Origin of the sequence: Ruminococcus sp. D54t1_190329_F1, assembly GCF_015551645.1 — a bacterium.
GTDB lineage: Bacteria > Bacillota > Clostridia > Lachnospirales > Lachnospiraceae > Blautia_A > Blautia_A faecis.
In genome coordinates this window covers 1-2,206 of the sequence record NZ_JADNDC010000084.1, presented here as the reverse complement: position 1 = coordinate 2,206, position 2,206 = coordinate 1, and the positions used below count along the sequence as shown (strand labels likewise).

The following is a 2,206-nucleotide window of genomic DNA, read 5'->3' as shown; positions in this document are numbered from 1 at the left end:
CTGTTGATGGAAGCATTATACTACATTGGGACATTTTCCTTTATGGTATATTAGGACATTATCATAAATGGTTCATAAACTTCAAAAAGTAGAATAAAAATTTTTTGACATTTCTGCACATGCGTGCTAATATGATTATAGAAAAAGAGTGCTACCGATAGACGGTTAGTCCGTTTTACTATTTAGAATATCTATCAAAGATAACCGCTTAGTTTGCAGACAGGGCGGTTATTTTTGTGGTTTATGATTATCTTTGCCTAATGTATATCCGATACTAAAGCAGGTTAAGCCGAAGCTCACTACTGCTATGAAGTCCACAATACTCATTGGCTTAGCCCTCCTTTCCAGTGGATTCCCTTTCAGGTTTCTATGTAATCAGAGGGTCACAGTCCCTCTGTTGAAGGACTAACCGCCTACCGTTATGGTAGCACCCATGTTTCGATTATAACAATTAAAAACTACCGGTGCAATATAAAGTTGGTAGAGCAGCATTTGTTAGCCGTGGAAAAAAATCTTTTCGACTAAGGCTTCCGATGCCAAAACGGTGCCAAGAAAACAATCGGTATTTGGAGGAGTTTCTTATTTATGAAAAAAGGAATAAACAAACCAATCTTATTTTATATTGCATCAGTTCTGTTTTTCATAGTGTCAGCTATTGGCTTTACGAGTGGAAATGAAAATTCTATGGCTATAGTATGGTTATGTCTTGGTTCCTCATTTCTTTGCCTAGGTTCGACGCATAAGAAAAAGGAAAACAATACAGATGATAAATAATTTCATGCTTGTATTGCTGGAAAATCGGGATTCATCGAGTCCTTTTGTGATTTGCAACTGCTGGTTGACAGATTTACAGCCTGAAATGGTGGAATGCAAACAGCAAAACTGTTATATTTAGCTCATAAAATCTGCAAAAGGAGAAAAAAATGATTTTAGCTGATAAGATTACAGAGGAAAGAAAAAAGAATGGATGGTCACAGGAAGAACTAGCCAATCAGTTGGGCGTATCCAGACAGGCAGTATCTAAGTGGGAAAGTGCAGGAGCTGTTCCGGATTTGCAAAGAATTTTACAGATGTCGGAGCTTTTTGGTGTCAGTACAGATTATCTATTAAAAGATGAAATGAAAGCAGAAAATATCACCTATCACGAAAGTACTGAAAGCTATGCAGAACCATTGAAAAAAGTAACTATGGAGAATGCAAATGAATTTCTTGACATGAAAAGAAATGGATCCAAAGTAGTGGCAAATGCAACAAGTATGTGTATCTCAAGTCCAATATTACTGATTGTTCTTGAGACAATGGCAGAAGATGGCGTATTTCATGTTTCAGAATCTCTGGCAACAGTATTTGGATGTGTTTTTTTGCTTGGAATGGTTGCAGCAGCCGTCTTTTTGTTTATTACATATGGAATGCGTGAATCTCATATGGAACATTTTGAAAAAGAATGCTTTGAAACAGAGTATGGTGTATCTGGAATGGTACGAGAAAAAAAAGATTTCTATGAGCCGATTTTTATCAGAGGAACAGCTGTTGGGGTAGTGCTTTGTATACTGGCAGTGATTCCGACAATTATTGCCGAAGCCATGGAAGCGTCTGACTATTACTGTGGCCTTTCCGTTGGATTGCTGCTATTCATACTTGCAATAGGAGTAAATCTGTTGATTCGTGTTGGGATGGTAAAAAGCAGTTACGATACCCTTCTTCAGGAAGGCGAATATACAAAAGAAGAAAAACTGTTTAAGAAAAAGACGGACACGTTTTCTGGTGTATATTGGTGCTTGACTACAGCGATTTACCTTGCATGGAGCTTCTGGACGATGAGCTGGGATATTACATGGATTGTATGGCCGGTTGCAGGTGTTTTATTTGCAGCATTGCTTGGTGTGGTGAAAATGGTGTTAAAGAATGGCAGTGAAACTCAGCACTATATTTAAAATGGAATTAAGTTTATTTTCCGCATATTATACTCATCCAGAAATTCCAGTTCGCGTTGGTGGTTATTTCTAATAGAAAAAGAACTTTTTGACATTTACACAGCTGCGTGATAATATGATTATAGAAAAAGAGTGCTACCGATAGACGGTTAGTCCGATATATGATGTGACAAAAATTGCCGCCTAGTTTACCAGTGATATGATACCTCTAAAGTAGACAGATTAAATATAAAAATCTGTTACTTTGGAGGTATTTTTCATGCCAAAATCAA

2 protein-coding genes are annotated in these 2,206 nt (G+C 37.1%); both read left to right on the top strand.

What is annotated here, in order from left to right:
- The first annotated feature begins 585 nt into the window (after positions 1-585).
- On the top strand, positions 586-774 hold the full coding sequence (locus I2D69_RS19545; RefSeq protein WP_195380416.1) for a hypothetical protein: 189 nt from the start codon (positions 586-588) through the stop codon (positions 772-774).
- A gap of 149 nt (positions 775-923) precedes the next feature.
- A complete protein-coding gene (locus I2D69_RS19540; protein WP_173716710.1) occupies positions 924-1,934 on the top strand; it encodes a helix-turn-helix transcriptional regulator in 1,011 nt (336 codons plus the stop codon).
- Positions 1,935-2,206: the final 272 nt, after the last annotated feature.